Origin of the sequence: Nitratireductor kimnyeongensis, assembly GCF_019891395.1 — a bacterium.
Classification (GTDB): Bacteria; Pseudomonadota; Alphaproteobacteria; order Rhizobiales; family Rhizobiaceae; genus Nitratireductor; species Nitratireductor kimnyeongensis.
This window is the reverse complement of the sequence record NZ_CP078143.1, coordinates 883,523-898,659: the sequence shown is the minus strand read 5'-3', so window position 1 is coordinate 898,659 and position 15,137 is coordinate 883,523. Positions and strand designations below refer to the sequence as shown.

Below are 15,137 nucleotides of genomic sequence, written 5' to 3'. Positions count from 1 at the left end.
TTGTATGTACAAACTTACATACTTCATGAATGAAGGTCGCGGGCTTTGACTGGGATGCCGGAAACTGGCCGAAATGTGCAAAGCACGGTGTCTCGAAGTCTGAGATCGAGCACGCGCTTCTTCATGACCCGTTGATTGCGCCGGACCCGGCACATTCCGGGCACGAAGACCGCTATATCGTCATAGGACGCAACCCGCAGGGGCGTGCCATGTTCATAGGCGTGACCTTTCGGGTGGTCGATGGGCGACCTCTTATCCGTCCCATCCCAGCGCGCTACATGCATGCCAAGGAGGTGAAACGCTATGAAACGCAGCGTTCCCAAACTGAAAACCGATAAGGATGCGGAAGACTTTCTCGATCAGGATCTGTCCGATCTGGATTTCGGTGCGTTCAAACCCGCCGGTTTCGAGTTCGAGAACAAGGCGGCGCGGGTCAATATGCGCATGCCGCAAAGCCAACTCGACGCGGTGAAGGCTGAGGCGGAGAAGCGCGGGGTACCCTATCAGCGCTTCATGCGCGAGCTTGTTCAGCGCGGTCTGGAAAGCCTGCGCGCAGGCTGACCATTATTGCTCTGACAGGGTCTCACCGATCATCTTCTGGCAGCGGCTTGCCATGAAATCAACCAGAAGCCGCACTTTCGGGTCCTGTAACTTCTTGTGCGGGTAGAGCGCGGCGAGCTTCACCGGTACGGGCGGCGTATCCGGCAAAACCACCCTAAGCCTTCCATCGCGCAGAAAGGGCCCGATCTCGAAGCGGGGCTTGTTGATGATGCCGCGCCCGGCAAGCGCCCAGTCGGTGACAACGTCACCATCGTCGGAATCGAACGGACCGCCCACCTCGAATTTCCGAGCGCCTTCCGGCGTCTGCAGCACCCAGAAATGCTCGCGCGCGCCGGGAAAGCGCAACATCAGGCAATCGTGCCGCTCATCGATCAGCGCTTCGGGCGTCTTCGGTTCGCCGCGTCGTTTCAGATAATCGGGCGCCGCCGCCAGAACGCGCTCGCAATCCATGATGCCGCGCATGCGGAAGGAGGAATTCTCCAGTATTCCAAGTTTGAAGGCGACGTCGATGCCTTCGCGCATCATGTCCACTTCATGGTCCGACAGCCGCAAGCGAACCTCGATCTCGGGATACCGGTCACGAAATTCGGGAATGCCGCTGGCGATCAGCCGCTTGCCGATGCCGAGCGGCGCGGTGACACGGATCGTGCCGCGCGGCTGGCCGGAAAGGTCGGCCACCGAGGCTTCGGCCTCCGCCACTGCCTCAAGCACCTTGCGTGCCCCCTCATAGAACACGCGCCCCTGTTCCGTCGGGGTCAGTTGCCGCGTGGTGCGGTTGAAGAGCCGCACGCCGAGGTGCTTCTCCAGCTCCTTCACGCGGTTCGAGGCAACTGCCGGAGAAAGCCGCATGTCGCGCCCGGCCGAAGACAGGTTTCCCAGTTCCACGACGCGGACAAAAACGGCGATATTGTCGAGATAGGCCATTCACTGCCCCCGATGATTTCGCGCGCATTATTTTCCAAAAAATTTTGAAAGTCATCGTGCTCTTATCCGCTTTCCGTTTATATCGGGTTCCGTCACCCTGCGCCCGGTGGAGTTGAGGAAAGTGGCATGAACGAATACGCGGTTTTGTGGGAGTGGCTGTCCTTCGGTGTGCGCTGGCTGCATGTGATCACGGCCATCGCCTGGATCGGCTCATCCTTTTATTTCATTGCGCTCGATCTGGGCCTCGTGAAGCGGTCAGGGATGCCCGAGGGTGTCCACGGCGAGGAATGGCAGGTCCATGGCGGTGGCTTCTACCACATCCAGAAATACATGGTCGCGCCGGCGTCCATGCCGGAGCACCTGACCTGGTTCAAATGGGAGTCCTATTCCACCTGGCTGTCCGGTTTTGCGCTGCTTGCCATCGTCTACTATGCGGGGGCGGATCTCTATCTCATTGACCGCAATGTGCTCGATGTGCCGGCTTGGGGCGGTATCCTCATTTCGCTTGCCTCCATCGGCCTTGGCTGGCTGCTCTACGACCTTCTGTGCAAATCGCCGCTCGGCAAGAATGACACGACGCTGATGCTGGTACTCTATGCCATCCTCGTTGCCATGGCGTGGGGCTATACGCAGCTCTTCACGGGTCGCGCGGCCTTCCTGCATCTGGGCGCTTTCACTGCGACGATCATGACCGCGAACGTCTTCCTGATCATTATCCCGAATCAGAAGATTGTGGTGGCGGATCTCAAGGCTGGGCGCACGCCCGACCCGAGGCTTGGCCTGCAAGCAAAGCAGCGCTCGCTGCATAACAATTACCTGACGCTGCCGGTCGTGTTCCTGATGCTGTCGAACCATTATCCACTGGCCTTCGGCACCCAGTTCAACTGGGTCATCGCATCGCTGATCTTCATCATCGGCGTGCTGATCCGCCACTACTTCAACACCGTCCACGCCCGCAAAGGCACCCCGCACTGGACCTGGGGGCTGGCCGGCGTCCTCTTCATTCTCATCATGTGGCTTTCCACCGTCCCGCAGGTTTTGACGGGCGAGACGAAGCTTTCGGCGACAGGAGAGACCTTTGTGACGTCCGCGCATTTTCCTGCTGTGCGTGACACGGTGATGGGGCGCTGCGCCATGTGCCATGCCGCCGTACCGGGCTATGAAGGTGTTCCCTTCCCGCCGAAAAATGTTGTGCTCGACACGGATGTCTCCATTGCCGGGCATGCACGCGAAATCTATCTGCAGGCAGGCCGCAGCCACGCCATGCCGCCCGGCAATGTATCGGGCATCACCGAAGAGGAGCGGCGGCTGATCGTGACCTGGTTCGAGGAGGCGCGTTAGCGCATGGCACAGAAACTCATCCGTGGAAGGCTTCTCTCGTTCAAGGCCGAGCCGCGCAGCATCGACGATCACGAGGCCTGTCTTTTCGAGGAAGACGGTGCGGTTCTGGTCGAAGATGGCGTCATTCTCGCTTCCGGCAGCCATGCGCAGGTCGTGGCCACCGCCACAGCAGGGCATCAGGTGGTGGACCATCGCCCACATCTCATCCTGCCGGGCTTCATCGACGCCCACGCGCATTTCCCGCAGATGCAGGTGATTGCGAGTTATGGCGCCGAGCTTCTGGACTGGCTGAACAATTACACCTTTCCTGAAGAAACGAAATTCTCCGACATTCAGCATGCCCGCCGCATTGCCCGGCTTTTCTTTGATGAGTTGGTGCGCAATGGCACGACCACCGTGGCCGCCTATTGCTCGGTTCACAAGGAAAGCGCTGAGGCCTTTTTCGGCGAGGCGCTGGCGCGCAACATGTGCGTTGTTGGCGGTAAGGTGATGATGGACCGCGAAGCGCCTGCTGCCCTCACGGATACGCCGCAAACATCCTATGACGATACCAAGGCGCTGATCGGCGCGTGGCATGGAAGGGGCAGGCTCCACTATGCTGTCACGCCGCGTTTTGCCATCACCTCGAGCCCGGAACAGATGGAGATGGCGTCGGCGCTGATGCGGGAGTTCCCCGATCTGCACTTGCAGACGCACCTGTCCGAGAATCATGAAGAGATCGCCTTCACATTGGATCTGTACCCCGACGCGCCCGACTACACCGGCATCTATGAGCATTATGGCCTCCTTGGGCCGAAGGCACTTTTCGGCCATTGCATTCATCTTTCCGAGCGCGAGGCGGATGTGCTTTCGGACACGGGCTCGGTCGCCGTGTTCTGCCCCACCTCAAACCTCTTTCTCGGCTCCGGCCTGTTCGACTATCAGCGCTATCGCAGGCGTGAGAAGCCGCTGAGGCTCGCCTCGGCGACCGATGTGGGCGGTGGCACCAATTACTCCATGCTGCGCACCATGGACGAGGGCTACAAGGTGATCGCGCTCAATGGTGAGAAGCTGAACCCGCTCGCCTCCTTCTGGCAGATCACGCGCGGCAATGCCGAGGCGTTGTCCCTGTCGGAGCGGATTGGCACGCTGGATCCGGGCACGGACGCCGATATCGTCGTTTTGAACGCGCGGGCGACACCGGTCATGAAGCTGCGCATGGAATGTGTGGAAACATTGGCAGAGGAGCTTTTCCTGCTTCAAACGCTTGCCGACGACCGCGCAATCGTAGAAACCTATGTCTCAGGAGAGGCGGTCAAAAGCGCCTTGTAAATGAGGGGGCGCATTTGAACCGCAGCATCGATCCGAAAACATTGTTCACAACCCTGTTCGAGGCTGCCGTCTCTGCCGCTGACCCTTCCAAAACGATTCGAAGGTTCCTTCCGCCAAAGCCCAAGGGGCGCACGATCGTTGTCGGTGCCGGCAAGGGCGCAGCGCAAATGGCGGCAGCGCTTGAAGAGGCTTGGGATGGCCCGCTTGAGGGCACTGTCGTCACCCGCTACGGATACGGTGCGCCAACCCGCGTCATAGAAGTGCTGGAGGCAGCGCATCCGGTGCCGGATGAGGCAGGCCTTGCCGGCGCGAAACGTCTCATGGAAACAGTTGCCGGTCTCGGACCGGATGACTTGGTGATCGCGCTGGTGTGTGGTGGTGGCTCGGCTTTGCTTCCTGCACCTGCAGGCTCCCTGACGCTCGCCGATGAGATAGCCGTCAACGAGGCATTGCTTGCCTCCGGTGCGCCCATCTCGGCCATGAACACTGTCCGCAAGCACATTTCCGCGATCAAGGGAGGCCGGTTGGCGGCTGCCGCACATCCTGCCCGTGTCGTGTCGCTCGTGGTCTCCGACATACCGGGGGACGACCCGGCTCTTGTGTCTTCCGGGCCCACCGTTCCCGATTCCGCAGGCCGCGCCGATGCGCTGGCCATTGTGGAAGCCTTCGGCATGGATCTGCCCGAGGCCGTCATGCAGCATCTTGCTTCGCCGCAGGCCGATGCTCCATCTCCCGATGATGCGCGATTTGCGCAGAATGAGGTCCACGTTATTGCCTCGGCCGCCCGTTCGCTCGAAGCGGCGGCTCGCGAAGCCGAGAAGCAGGGCGTGCCGGCCGTGATCCTGTCTGATGCGATAGAAGGCGAGGCGCGAGAAGCGGGTGGGTTTCACGCGGCAATCGCGCGTGAGATCGCCGCGAAGGACCGGCCTTTCCAGAAGCCGGTCATGCTGTTGTCCGGAGGGGAGACCACGGTGACGCTTTCTGGCAAGGGAGGCCGTGGCGGTCGCAACACCGAGTTTCTGCTGGCCCTTGCGCTTGGCATCGAGGGTGTCGCGGGCGTTTCCGCTTTCGCCGCCGACACTGACGGCATAGACGGTTCCGAAGACAATGCGGGTGCCTTTGCCGATCACCACACGGTCGTGCGGTTGCGTCAGGCAGGGCACGATCCGAAGGCGCTTCTGGCCAAACATGACGCCTGGGGCGCGTTCGACACGCTCGGTGATCTGTTCGTGCCGGGTCCTACCGGCACGAATGTCAACGATCTGCGTGTGGTTCTGGTACGCTAATCCCGCCCACTCGACCGGATTGGCCGAAATATTCTACACACGGCTGCGCGGTCGGTCTTCCGGCTGATAGACGGAAAGAACGTGTCCATCCGGATCGGCAAACTCCGCCGACCAGCCGCCCGGCGCGTGACTGACGGGCGTGACGATCGTCGCGCCCTTTTCAGCCAGCCCCGTCACGACTTCATCAATACCCCCTTCAGATAAATCGAACACCACGATGGGGGTGTTGCCGGGATGGGATTCCATCTGAAAGAAGATAAGCTCGATATTGTTTTCGATGCTGGCAAGAAGCCAGTCGCCCGTCTCCTCGTCCCCCTCCATCCGCTGGACATCGAGTCCAACCACATCGCGATAGAACGCCTCCGTCCGGTCGATGTCGTTGACGTAGTAGCAGATATTGCCGATGCGAATGTTGGAAAGCATGTGGGTCTCCTGATGTTACACTGCTGGTTCTGCTTTCCTATTGCCGCAGAAACCCGTTTCGTGAGGCTGGGAAGAAGAAAAACTGATCGCGAAGAGATGTCCATCGGGGTCATGACTTGCAAGGAATGCCCCGCTGTGACGGGCGAGCGGAAGGAGGTTTTGCCGGATTGCGCCGAAGGCGAGCGTGCCCGACAAGTGCTCTTCACCCGGATGACCGCTCTCGTGGGCTTCATTGCGCCAGCGCGCGCGCAGTGCAGCAATGCGTTGCCGCAGACCTGCATCGGATATGCGCAGGAGATGGCGGATTTCCTTGCGCGTATGGCCGCCCAGAGCGAGGAGCGCGACAATCCTCTGGCTTCTTGGCAGGTTCACCAGGAATTCGGCCGGAAGAACGGCTTCGGAGCCGGATCCGGAAATGTCTGCGGCGTTCTCGCGTATTACCCGGCGGACGGCCGAGCGCCGTTTGGTCGCCGCCACATTGCGCATCACGCCCTGCAACCAGGCGCGATTTGCCACCTCCGGACGCTTGTCGACCGTGAGTGCGACGATCAGCGTTTCATGGACGAGGTCTTCGGCTTCGACGAGGTGCGAAGCGTGGCGACGGGCTGTCTTTAGCAGGTGTTGATAGGTGGTGGGGTTGAGGTCCAGCCGGGGAGGGGCATCCATTGCTGTTCGCCTGTTCTTCACCACCTGCTCCATTCTGTGGTCGTTCGGAAGCGAACGCTATAGGACCGCGCGTCTGTCGCAAGAGAAGATCGCTGGGGGCGCGAAGGATCAGCCAGCGATATCGATCACGCCGCTTTCGCCGGTTTCAGTGCCAAAGGCGAGACGACGCCCCTCATCATCCCAGGCGATGGCGGTGATCGCACCCTTGCCTTGTCTGCGCAGCAAGACCTCTTTCTGATCCGCGAAACGCCCGGCGAGGATCATGCCATCGGCATATCCGATTGCAGCAATGTCCTCCGTGGGGTGACAACACACCTGCGTCACCATCGTGTCGCCCCGTGTGCCAAGTTCGAGCGGCGCCTTGCCCATCGGGCCATCTTTGGCCTGAAATGGCCAGATGACAGCGCCCGGTGCGCCGGAGGTGGCGAGCCACTTGCCCTTCGTGCTCCAGGAAAAACTCTTCACCTTTGCCGGATAGCCGGCCATGCGCATATGCTTTCCATCGGCGAGCTTCCAGCCATGAAGAGCGTTTTCCTGCATTGTGCTGACGAGAAATTTCCCGTCCGGTGAAAAGGTGATGCTAGTATGCGCGCCGGACCATTCCAGTTCCGTCGGCTTGCCGTCGGTCGCCGGAAAATGCAGCGTTGCGCCATTGTAGCGGGCGACGGCGAGGCGCATTCCCTTCGGCGCGAACGCAACGTCCTCTACCGAACGCGGGTGTTGAAATTCACGCTGTTTTCCGTCTGCAAAGCGCACATAGGCATTGCGCCCGACCGCAAATCCGACCGCGCCCTGCGGACCGGCCGCCACGCTCGTCACCCATTTGCGCCCGATCTCCGCCAGCGTTTCCACCGACCCCTCGAATGAAATCTTCGCCACGCGCCCGTCTTCTCCCCCGGTGATGAGGCTGGCGTTTTTCTCATCAGTGCAGGCAGCCAAAAGGCCATCATGGACCTCGGTCCATTTATGGCCATTGTCGAGGCGATGCACGACGCCGTCCGCCAGTGCGAAATGCGGAATGTCATTCAGCCAGGCGACGGCGATGCAGTGATTGTCGAGCTCAAGCGGTGCAACGGTGGGCATGCTTCAGGCCTGACAGGCTTCGAACGTGCGTTGCAGACGCTCGGTATCGAGATCGCGCCCGATGAAGACGAGTCTCGTCTCGCGCTTCTCGTCCTCGCGCCAGGGCCGCTGATGATCACCTTCAATGATCATGTGCACGCCCTGCACCACGAAACGGTCGGGATCGCCGGCAAATGCGATGATGCCCTTCAGGCGCAGAATGTTCGGGCCGTCCATCTGCGTGGTTTTCTCAAGCCATGGGAGAAACTTCTTCGGATCCATCTCGCCCGCACGCAGGGAAAGCGATTTCACGCCCGCATCATGAATGGGAGATGCTTCGCCGTGATGGTGCCCGTGATCATGGTCGTGATGATGATGATCGTGATCGCAGTCCGGGCCGCACTCATGGTCGGGATCATCATGGTCGAGGAAGTGCGGATCGTTGTCGAGAACACGCTTCAGATCGAACGCGCCTCGGTCCAGCACATCCGAGAGCGATACGCCGGCGCGCTCGGCGCGGTGGATGCGCGCCATCGGGTTGATCGCCCGGATCGTTGCCTCGACGGCGGCGAGTTCTTCAGGGGTGACAAGATCGGTCTTGTTGATGATCACGACATCGGCGAAGGCGATTTGATCTTCCGCTTCGTTGGAATCCTTGAGGCGCAGTGGCAGATGCTTGGCATCCACCAGGGCAACAACGGCGTCGAGCCGCGTTTTGGCGCGCACATCGTCATCCATGAAGAAAGTCTGCGCCACCGGTGCCGGATCGGCCAGGCCCGTCGTTTCCACCACGATGGCGTCAAACCGGCCCGTGCGCCGGGTCAGGCCTTCGACCACACGCACGAGATCGCCGCGCACGGTGCAACAAACGCAGCCATTGTTCATCTCGTAGATTTCCTCGTCGGATTCCACGATCAGGTCGTTGTCGATGCCGATCTCACCGAACTCGTTGACGACCACCGCATAGCGCTTGCCATGATCTTCCGAGAGGATCCGGTTCAGAAGGGTGGTTTTGCCGGAGCCGAGGTAACCGGTCAGAACCGTAACGGGGATCTGTTTCGCTTCGGCTTCGCTGGGGGTCTCAGTCTGCACGTCGGACATGATTTCTCGCAAAACTAGAATGGTTTTCGACTATATAAGACCGAGGGTCTTCGATTGCACGGTCACTGTTCAAAATGGCCAAGATCGAACCGGTGTACGTCTTCCAGCAGCTCGAGGAAGCCGGCAACGCTGTGGGCGATGATATGGCGGCCTGCCTCTGCATTCGCCGCAGACGCATTTCCAGTAACGCCTTCTTGCGCGAGGTCCCGCATCATCCATCCAAAGGCGTGCGGACCATAGGCCCGCAGATGCTTGAAGCTGCTTCTGAACCCCTCCTGAGCGGACTGGAAGTCCGCCGCTTTCTGCATGTCCACAAGGTCTGGGCGCAAGGCAAGCATCACCGAAGTCTCAATAAAGCCCCCGTGAATGCCGAGTGCTCGCTCATCCTCGGAAACCAGACCCGGCGGATATCCGAAACGGGTCCAGCTTGTGGCCGCAGCCAGCATGCCGAATCGCACGCGCAGCTCCGTCGTGACAATGGTGAGCAAGGGCGAGTTCCCCCCATGTGCGTTCAGTATGACCAGTTTTCGCACACCGGCTCGGAATTGCTGGGCTCCAATATCGATCCACCGATTCGCCGCTTCTTCGAAGGTCATGCTTAGGGTGGTGGGAGAATCGGAGTGCTCGATCGAGTATCCGATCTTCTCAACGGGGAGAACGACGACGTCCAGATTCTTCGGAACTTCTTTTTTGACTACTTCTACAATTCCTTGCGCAATGACCCAGTCTGTATCCGGGGACAGATGAGGGCCGTGCTGCTCGGTCGCTCCGATCGGCAGGATCGCGATTTTCTCTGCGATTGCGTGGGTGTTATGTTGTGTGTTCACAGTGTACCCCGCGATGTATCAAGACATTTATCTGGCAAAACTCTTATCCGAAAGTAGTGGATAATTATTTGTCTAAACAAGAGCAATCTATGGTTGCAATGGAGGGCTTTAGGGCTATTTTGTGTACGGGGCGTTCTATCTCATCGTTGAGGATGTCTAAAGGGGAGTTTGTATGGCCAAAGCTGCAAAGGGCGCGACCATTGGCTTATTACAGTCGGCTGCTCGGCTTTCACGTACCGCTCTGGCCGAACGGCTTTTAGAGTATGGGCTATATGCGGGGCAAGATAAGCTAATGCTGGCGTTGTCGGTGGAGAATGGGCAGACGCCCAGTCAACTCGCCAATCTTCTGGGGGTCCGACCGCCAACGATTACCAAAACCATCAATCGTCTGGCGAATCAGGGCTTTCTCGAAAAGCGATTATCGAAGGAAGACGGCCGCCGAGCCTATGTCTTCTTAACTCAAGATGGCGAGCAGGCGATTCGCGCCATCGAGAAGTCTGTGCGCAAGACAGAAAAAATCGCGCTCAAAGGATTCGAAAAGAAAGATCGTCAAATCCTGACAGATCTTCTTCTGAAAATCGAAGCCAACCTCAACGGTACCAGTTTCGAGGGAGCCGACGACGATGAAACTGTCGACGTCGATGCTTAGCCCCTGATCTTCCGGTCCTTAGCCCACAAAACTGATCGGATTTTGCCGGAAGGGGACATTACGGACACGCATCCTGATTGACCTTTCAGTCATCCGTGGCGTAATCAGGTCTTTAAACAGTTTAGGCAGGGTGTATTCGCGGACCCGTCTCCTGGTGAGCAGACGGAACGATTGCGGATCGTGCCATGTCTGACATCGACGGCCATCCGCATGTGGGGGACTTCAGGCTGGCGCAGAAGATCAAGCTTTCCACCATCGCAGAGGCGCTTGGCGTCTCCACGGCCACCGTTTCACTGGCATTGCGTGACAGCCCGCTGGTGGCGGACACAACGCGCCAGCGGATCAAGGAGCATGCGCGCGAGATCGGTTATATCTATAACCGGCGCGCAGCCAGTTTGAGAACGTCACGCTCGGGCATTATCGGTGTCGTGGTGCATGACATCATGAATCCGTTCTTTGCCGAAATTCTGCGTTCCATCGAAACTGAACTGGATCGCTCCCGGCAAACGTTTCTTTTGTCGAACCATTACGATCAGCTTGAAAAGCAGCGCACCTTCATCGACACGCTCCTTCAACTGGGCGCCGACGGCGTGATTATGTCGCCGGCTATCGGCACGCCGCCACAGGATATTCGCCTTGTGGAAGAAAATGGTTTGCCGACAGTGCTTATTGCGCGATCTGTCGAGGGCGCGCGTGTGCCGGTGTTTCGCGGTGATGATGCATATGGAACCGGTCTTGCAACCAACCACCTGATTTCGCTTGGCCACACACGCATAGCAATGATCGGCGGTACAGATCAGACATCAACCGGTCGTGATCGGTATCAGGGTTACGTGGATGCGATGGGCAAGGCGGGGCTCGAGATAAAGCCGCAATGGCGTTTTCCGGGACCACGCACCAAACAGGCCGGCTTCGAGATTGCCGGAGCGTTTTTGGCGCTCAAGGACAAGCCCACGGCTGCGGTATGCTGGAACGATCTCGTCGCGATTGGCCTGATGAACGGCATCGCCCGTGCCGGTCTGGTGCCGGGCGTAGACATTTCCGTTACAGGCTATGACGACCTCGAAGAGGCAGCGATTGCCACACCGGCATTAACGACGGTTTGGAATGGACAACGCGACGTGGGGCGGCGGGCTGCGCGCGTTCTGCTCGACCGGCTCAACGGGGCCGAAGTGAACCCGGCGCAGGAGCTTATCAAGCCGGAACTTCATGTGCGTCAGTCAACCGGCAAACCAGTCGAGCGCTGAATTCATCCGTAGGACATTCGCCGGCTTACGCGATCAGGAGATTGGAATTGGCAGAAACAAATAAGACCGCGATTCTGGTGCCAGGGAAACTGCACGCGCATGCAATGGAGCGCATTGGTGCGAACTTCGACCTCCTGACGATCGAGAAGGCCGCTCCGGAACTTGTGACCGAGGAGATGGCGGAAAAGGTGCGCGGCATGGCTGCCATGACAGTGGTCGATGCCGCCTTCATTGATGCGCTGCCCAATCTGGAGATCATCGCCAATTTCGGGGTTGGTTACGATACAGTCGATGCCGGGCATGCCAGCCGGCGCGATGTCATGGTCACCAATACGCCTGACATTCTTACCGAGGAAGTCGCCGATACCGCAGTGGGGCTTTTGCTCAATACCGTTCGCGAGTTTCCCCGGGCTGAGACGTGGCTGCGTGCGGGGCGCTGGACGCGGGAGGGGGGCTACCCGTCGTCACGCGGTTCATTGCGTGGTCGAACCGTCGGCATTTTTGGAATGGGGCGTATCGGTCGTGCCATCGCCCACCGTCTCGTCGCCTTCGGCTTGCCGATTGCCTACCACAACCGCCGGCCACTTACGGATGTGCCCTATGCATATCACGACACGTTAGTCGGGTTGGCTGCAGCAGTCGATACACTGATCTGCGTTGCGCCAGGCGGCGCGGAGACCCACCACGCGGTCAACGCTGACGTGTTGAAGGCGCTTGGCGAAAATGGCGTGTTTATCAATATCGGTCGCGGCAGCACGGTCGACGAGGCTGCTCTGATCACCGCATTGGAAAAAGGCACCATCTTCGCCGCGGGGCTGGATGTCTTCGAGAACGAACCGCAAGTACCAGAGGCGTTGATTGCGTTGGAGAACGTATCGCTGCTTCCGCATGTGGGCTCGGCTTCGGTCGTGACCCGCCAGGCGATGGCGGATCTCGTTGTCGACAATCTCATTTCCTGGTTCACGCAGAACCGAGCCATCACGCCGGTGCCTGAAACCGTAAACGTGGAGCGCAGGAGCGCCTCCTCGTCGATGAAATAACGCCTTAAAGTTGTATGCGTTAGCGAACCATTAATCAGAAAATCGGAAGCTCCGGAAAGACATTCCGTTGACGATGGAGTTCCTGATTTATGAAACTTGTTGCGTCGGGCGCATTGGCGCTCGCCCTGGTGGGAGCTCTCGGTTATTTCTCGGAACCGCAGGTGTCTGAAATGGCTGAAGCGCTGGGCGAGCAGAAGACCGCGTTCCAGGAAGAGGCTGTCTCCGAATTCACCCTGATGGGAGTGGGGCTTAGCGGGGTCTGCCGTGTCCGCCACGCGCCGGGACTGGAGAACACGCAGCTTGATCTTGACGGAAACTGTGCCCGGCTGCTGCCACGCCTTGCGGAAGCGCGCATATGGGAGGAGCGGGAAGACGGCACGGTCGCATTCGTCTCAGCGACCGGAGAGGCGTTGGTGGAGTTCTATCCCGGCGACGGCGCAGCCTATGAATCGCTGCGCCCGCAGACACCTCTGCTGAGCATGTACCCCGGGCATTGACTACTCCGCCGCGATGTTCGTCTTGCTGCGCTTGGCCGCGTGCCGGCGAACCGCATCTCCGAAGGACTCGAAAATGCGGGCCGAGGCACTGTCCTTGTGAGCCCAATATTCGGGATGCCACTGGACGCCGACGGCAAACCCGGCCGCATTCTTGACCGAAACGGCCTCCACCGTTCCATCATCGGCCACGGCTTCGATCTCAAGGCTTGCAGCGGGCGTATCCACGCCCTGCCTGTGGACCGAGTTCACGCGAACTTCTGACGTATCGAAAATGCGAGCGAGGCAGCCATTCGGCGCCACCTTCACCGTCTGCCGAATGGCGAAACGTGTGTCCTGTTCCGCCTCTTGAGGACCACGATGGTCGAACGCGCCTTCGCGTTCTTGGATTTCCGTCGCCAATGTGCCTCCCAGTGCGACGTTCAATTCCTGGATGCCGCGGCAGATGGCCAGAAGCGGCACGCCGCGTTCAACAGCCTTGCGGATCAGAGGAAGCGTGGTGGCATCGCGTGCGTGGTCGTAAGGGCCGTTCTCTTCGCTCGGTTCGCCGCCATAAAGCGCGGGATAGACGTTTGACTTCGATCCCGTCAGCAAAACGCCATCGACACTCTCCAGCAAACTGTCCAGATCCAGCTTTTCACCGAGCGAGGGAAGCAAAACCGGCAAGACACCGGCTGTGGAGATGGCTGCATCAAGATAGGGCTGAGGCGTGGCGTGCCACGTATATTTCTCGAAATCTTTTGCATCGGTCGAGACGGCGATCAGTGGCGTGCGCATTCGAAAAAACCCGTTGGTTGGCGGTCGCTCCTAAGGAAGCGAATGTAGAGATTTCTAGCGCCTTTCCAATGGGCAGTCCGAGGATTTCGTTGGGCCTTCGACATTGGTCGCAGACAGGGTCCATTTGCTGGACTTGGGGCGCCATGCATGCATTGATACCAGTGGTTTTCGGTGCCTGACAAAAGCAAACAGCAGCGGGCGGCGAGGCCGGAATGCAGCCGGGTGCCATGGGCACTGCGGCAGACGGTTCCAGAATGGGAGGAATACATATGGACCGCAGAACCTTCTTCAAGAAGGCAGGCATGGCAGGGACAGGCGTTGCCGCTGCGTCGGCACTTTCTGCACCTGCTATCGCCCAGTCGATGCCAAAAATCACATGGCGCTGCACGTCTTCGTTCCCCAAGGCGCTCGACACCATCTATGGCGCTGCCGAAACGATGGCCGAATTCGTGAAAGGGGCAACGGACGGCAATTTCGAGATCCAGGTCTTTGCTGCCGGCGAGATCGTGCCGGGGCTACAGGCCGCTGATGCGGCAGCCGCCGGCACCGTCGAGATGGCGCACACAGCATCCTACTACTACTGGGGCAAGGATCCGACCTATGCGTTGGGCACGGCAATTCCGTTCGGGCTCAACTACCGCCAGCAGAACGCGTGGTTCTATTATGGTGGCGGCAATGATCTGATGAACGAGTTCTACCACACGGAAGGGCTTCACACGCTTCCCTGCGGCAATACAGGCTCCCAGATGGGAGGCTGGTTCCGCAAGGAGATCAACACCGTTGAGGATCTCAAAGGCCTCAAGATGCGCATCGGAGGCATGGGCGGCAAAATCATCGAGAAGCTCGGCGTGGTGCCCCAACAGATCGCCGGTGGCGATATCTATCCTGCGCTCGAGAAAGGCACCATCGACGCGACCGAGTGGGTTGGGCCCTATGACGATCAGAAGCTGGGTTTCAACAAGGTCGCCCAGTATTATTACTACCCGGGTTGGTGGGAAGGCGGGCCGGTCCTCAATGCCATGTTCAACAAGGCAAAGTGGGACGAACTGCCTGCCGCCTATCAATCGGTGCTCGACGCCGCGTGCCGTGCGGCCAATGCCGACATGATGGCGAGTTACGACTACAAGAACCCGTCGGCTCTGCGGCAGCTGGTGGCGGATGGGGCACAACTGCGTCCCTTCAGTCAGGAGATCCTTGAAGCGTGCTATAACGCCGCCATGGAGACCTATGAGGAAATCAACGCCTCAAACCCCACCTTCAAGAAGATCTACGACAATCAGCAGGCCTTCAAGAAGGATGCGTATCTCTGGGCCCAGTTGTCCGAATATACATTCGACACATTCATGATGATCCAGCAGCGAGCAGGCAAACTCTGATCTGCTTCTGACGCTTGAAGAAAACCCCGGAGGGATGTCTCCCCCGGGGTTT

Annotated in this window: 17 protein-coding genes; 10 read left to right on the top strand and 7 right to left on the bottom strand. The window is 59.2% G+C overall.

Annotated elements, in window-relative coordinates:
- The first annotated feature begins 29 nt into the window (after positions 1-29).
- Together KW403_RS04230 and KW403_RS04225 are read left to right on the top strand one after the other, a co-directional pair.
- On the top strand, positions 30-338 hold the full coding sequence (locus KW403_RS04230) for a BrnT family toxin (protein ID WP_223021505.1): 309 nt from the start codon (positions 30-32) through the stop codon (positions 336-338).
- Positions 304-561 (top strand): CopG family antitoxin, encoded by a 258-nt coding sequence (locus KW403_RS04225; RefSeq protein ID WP_223021504.1) that lies wholly within the window; start codon positions 304-306, stop codon positions 559-561. The genes KW403_RS04230 and KW403_RS04225 overlap by 35 nt, the downstream gene beginning before the upstream one ends.
- Before the next feature lie 3 nt (positions 562-564).
- On the opposite strand, the gene KW403_RS04220 is transcribed toward KW403_RS04225, so the two are convergent.
- Positions 565-1,485 carry a LysR family transcriptional regulator gene (locus KW403_RS04220; protein WP_223021503.1) on the bottom strand — a complete coding sequence of 307 codons (921 nt, stop codon included), beginning with the start codon at positions 1,483-1,485 and terminating at the stop codon, positions 565-567.
- 126 nt (positions 1,486-1,611) lie between these two features.
- Here KW403_RS04220 and KW403_RS04215 point away from each other — a divergent pair, with 126 nt between their 5' ends.
- From KW403_RS04215 to KW403_RS04205, 3 genes are read left to right on the top strand one after another with little or no spacing between them, the layout of a single operon-like run.
- The gene (locus KW403_RS04215) at positions 1,612-2,826 is read left to right on the top strand and encodes a urate hydroxylase PuuD (RefSeq protein WP_223021502.1); all 1,215 of its coding nucleotides are present in this window, start codon (positions 1,612-1,614) and stop codon (positions 2,824-2,826) included.
- Positions 2,827-2,829: 3 nt separating this feature from the next.
- The gene (gene guaD / locus KW403_RS04210) at positions 2,830-4,137 is read left to right on the top strand and encodes a guanine deaminase (protein ID WP_223021501.1); all 1,308 of its coding nucleotides are present in this window, start codon (positions 2,830-2,832) and stop codon (positions 4,135-4,137) included.
- A gap of 14 nt (positions 4,138-4,151) precedes the next feature.
- Complete coding sequence (locus tag KW403_RS04205) at positions 4,152-5,423, top strand: glycerate kinase type-2 family protein (protein ID WP_246637887.1); 1,272 nt, start codon at positions 4,152-4,154, stop codon at positions 5,421-5,423.
- Between the two features lie 33 nt (positions 5,424-5,456).
- Here the strand turns inward: KW403_RS04205 and KW403_RS04200 are convergent, their stop codons facing one another.
- The 5 genes from KW403_RS04200 to KW403_RS04180 form a co-directional block, all read right to left on the bottom strand.
- A complete protein-coding gene (locus tag KW403_RS04200) occupies positions 5,457-5,846 on the bottom strand; it encodes a VOC family protein (RefSeq protein WP_223021499.1) in 390 nt (129 codons plus the stop codon).
- A 15-nt stretch (positions 5,847-5,861) separates the two neighbouring features.
- Positions 5,862-6,512: an RNA polymerase sigma factor gene (locus KW403_RS04195; protein WP_223021498.1), complete on the bottom strand. Its 651-nt coding sequence runs from the start codon at positions 6,510-6,512 to the stop codon at positions 5,862-5,864.
- Between the two features lie 108 nt (positions 6,513-6,620).
- Positions 6,621-7,595: a WD40 repeat domain-containing protein gene (locus KW403_RS04190; protein WP_223021497.1), complete on the bottom strand. Its 975-nt coding sequence runs from the start codon at positions 7,593-7,595 to the stop codon at positions 6,621-6,623.
- Positions 7,596-7,598: 3 nt separating this feature from the next.
- Positions 7,599-8,675 (bottom strand): CobW family GTP-binding protein, encoded by a 1,077-nt coding sequence (locus tag KW403_RS04185; RefSeq protein ID WP_223021496.1) that lies wholly within the window; start codon positions 8,673-8,675, stop codon positions 7,599-7,601.
- Positions 8,676-8,737: 62 nt separating this feature from the next.
- Positions 8,738-9,502 (bottom strand): creatininase family protein, encoded by a 765-nt coding sequence (locus KW403_RS04180; protein ID WP_246637886.1) that lies wholly within the window; start codon positions 9,500-9,502, stop codon positions 8,738-8,740.
- A gap of 172 nt (positions 9,503-9,674) precedes the next feature.
- On the opposite strand from KW403_RS04180, the gene KW403_RS04175 reads away from it, so the two are divergent.
- From KW403_RS04175 to KW403_RS04160, 4 genes are all read left to right on the top strand, one after another.
- The gene (locus tag KW403_RS04175) at positions 9,675-10,151 is read left to right on the top strand and encodes a MarR family winged helix-turn-helix transcriptional regulator (protein ID WP_223021495.1); all 477 of its coding nucleotides are present in this window, start codon (positions 9,675-9,677) and stop codon (positions 10,149-10,151) included.
- A 227-nt stretch (positions 10,152-10,378) separates the two neighbouring features.
- Entirely contained in the window at positions 10,379-11,398 is a 1,020-nt protein-coding gene (locus KW403_RS04170) for a LacI family DNA-binding transcriptional regulator (protein ID WP_223022437.1), read from the top strand.
- A gap of 47 nt (positions 11,399-11,445) precedes the next feature.
- The gene (locus KW403_RS04165) at positions 11,446-12,438 is read left to right on the top strand and encodes a 2-hydroxyacid dehydrogenase (protein ID WP_223021494.1); all 993 of its coding nucleotides are present in this window, start codon (positions 11,446-11,448) and stop codon (positions 12,436-12,438) included.
- Positions 12,439-12,527: 89 nt separating this feature from the next.
- Complete coding sequence (locus KW403_RS04160) at positions 12,528-12,935, top strand: hypothetical protein (RefSeq protein WP_223021493.1); 408 nt, start codon at positions 12,528-12,530, stop codon at positions 12,933-12,935.
- Here KW403_RS04160 and KW403_RS04155 read toward each other — a convergent pair whose 3' ends face one another.
- Complete coding sequence (locus KW403_RS04155) at positions 12,936-13,709, bottom strand: gamma-glutamyl-gamma-aminobutyrate hydrolase family protein (RefSeq protein ID WP_223021492.1); 774 nt, start codon at positions 13,707-13,709, stop codon at positions 12,936-12,938. It lies immediately after the preceding gene.
- Between the two features lie 269 nt (positions 13,710-13,978).
- Here KW403_RS04155 and KW403_RS04150 point away from each other — a divergent pair, with 269 nt between their 5' ends.
- Positions 13,979-15,085 carry a TRAP transporter substrate-binding protein gene (locus tag KW403_RS04150; protein WP_223021491.1) on the top strand — a complete coding sequence of 369 codons (1,107 nt, stop codon included), beginning with the start codon at positions 13,979-13,981 and terminating at the stop codon, positions 15,083-15,085.
- The last annotated feature ends 52 nt before the right edge of the window (positions 15,086-15,137 follow it).

Bases quoted from the DNA above. Each gene is read 5' to 3' on its own strand.
- KW403_RS04230 (WP_223021505.1), top strand. From the start codon at position 30: ATGAAGGTCGCGGGCTTTGACTGGGATGCCGGAAACTGGCCGAAATGT.
- KW403_RS04225 (WP_223021504.1), top strand. From the start codon at position 304: ATGAAACGCAGCGTTCCCAAACTGAAAACCGATAAGGATGCGGAAGAC.
- KW403_RS04220 (WP_223021503.1), bottom strand. From the start codon at position 1,485: ATGGCCTATCTCGACAATATCGCCGTTTTTGTCCGCGTCGTGGAACTG.
- KW403_RS04215 (WP_223021502.1), top strand. From the start codon at position 1,612: ATGAACGAATACGCGGTTTTGTGGGAGTGGCTGTCCTTCGGTGTGCGC.
- guaD (WP_223021501.1), top strand. From the start codon at position 2,830: ATGGCACAGAAACTCATCCGTGGAAGGCTTCTCTCGTTCAAGGCCGAG.
- KW403_RS04200 (WP_223021499.1), bottom strand. From the start codon at position 5,846: ATGCTTTCCAACATTCGCATCGGCAATATCTGCTACTACGTCAACGAC.
- KW403_RS04195 (WP_223021498.1), bottom strand. From the start codon at position 6,512: ATGGATGCCCCTCCCCGGCTGGACCTCAACCCCACCACCTATCAACAC.
- KW403_RS04190 (WP_223021497.1), bottom strand. From the start codon at position 7,595: ATGCCCACCGTTGCACCGCTTGAGCTCGACAATCACTGCATCGCCGTC.
- KW403_RS04185 (WP_223021496.1), bottom strand. From the start codon at position 8,675: ATGTCCGACGTGCAGACTGAGACCCCCAGCGAAGCCGAAGCGAAACAG.
- KW403_RS04175 (WP_223021495.1), top strand. From the start codon at position 9,675: ATGGCCAAAGCTGCAAAGGGCGCGACCATTGGCTTATTACAGTCGGCT.
- KW403_RS04160 (WP_223021493.1), top strand. From the start codon at position 12,528: ATGAAACTTGTTGCGTCGGGCGCATTGGCGCTCGCCCTGGTGGGAGCT.
- KW403_RS04155 (WP_223021492.1), bottom strand. From the start codon at position 13,709: ATGCGCACGCCACTGATCGCCGTCTCGACCGATGCAAAAGATTTCGAG.
- KW403_RS04150 (WP_223021491.1), top strand. From the start codon at position 13,979: ATGGACCGCAGAACCTTCTTCAAGAAGGCAGGCATGGCAGGGACAGGC.